A 983-nucleotide genomic window follows, 5' to 3' on the forward strand; every position below is an offset into this window, starting at 1 on the left:
GCAAAAGTAAATTTAGCTAAATATCTTACCATAGAAGAGCTTAAATCTAAATACCCAATTAAATATTTATGTGTTGTATTAGAACTTAATAGAAGCTCATACTACAACTATCTTAAGGTTAAAGACATCAAAAGAGATTTAGAATTGATAGAAGCAATTAAAAAAATAGATAAAGAAGTTAAATCTACATATGGTAGAAACAGAATGACTATAGCAGTAAATAATAAATTGAATACAAAGTATAATTCTAAAAAGATAAGAAGAATTATGATAGAAAATGATATCACTTGTGTTATTAGAGTTAAGAAAAAAAGATACATTAAACCAAAAGCAGAATATATAGCTGAAAATATTCTAAAAAGAGATTTTAATACTACTTGTGATAACCAAAAGTATTCAACAGATATTACAGAAATTAAAACTAATGAAGGTAAATTGTATTTAAGTGCAGTAATAGATATGCACTCTAAAAAAATAATATCACATAAAATTGGAGAAAGTAATAATAATAAATTAGTTTTTAATACATTTAAAGAAATAATGAATGATACAGACATAGATTTTAAGAAAGTTACTTTACAAAGTGATAGAGGGTTTCAATATACATCTTATCAATTTAAAGAAATCATTAAAGACATAACTCATAGTATGAATAAACCAGGTTCATGTGCTGATAATTCACCTATTGAGTCATTTTGGGGAGTATTTAAAGTTGAGAGTTATTACAATCCATTATGTAAAGAATATTTTAAAACTAAAGAATTAGCAATCAAAACAATAAATGAATATATAGAATTTTATAACAATAAAAGAATAAATTTAAAAGGAACTACCCCTAATGAAATTAGGAATAATTCCTTGAATTTATCTGATTGATATTTTAAAAATTTTGTGTCCAGTTTTTTGGTACATGTTCTATATAGCTATAATCCTTTTATTCTAATAATTATTTATTTTATAATTAATGTTATAATTATAAATAT

1 protein-coding gene is annotated in these 983 nt (G+C 22.4%); it reads left to right on the forward strand.

What is annotated here, in order from left to right; genetic code table 11:
- Positions 1-876, forward strand: an 876-nt coding sequence (locus AYC60_RS08075) for an IS3 family transposase (RefSeq protein WP_067323406.1), incomplete at its 5' end; no start/stop codon positions are given.
- Positions 877-983 lie beyond the last annotated feature (107 nt).

Source organism: Streptobacillus felis, from assembly GCF_001559775.1.
Lineage (GTDB): Bacteria > Fusobacteriota > Fusobacteriia > Fusobacteriales > Leptotrichiaceae > Streptobacillus > Streptobacillus felis.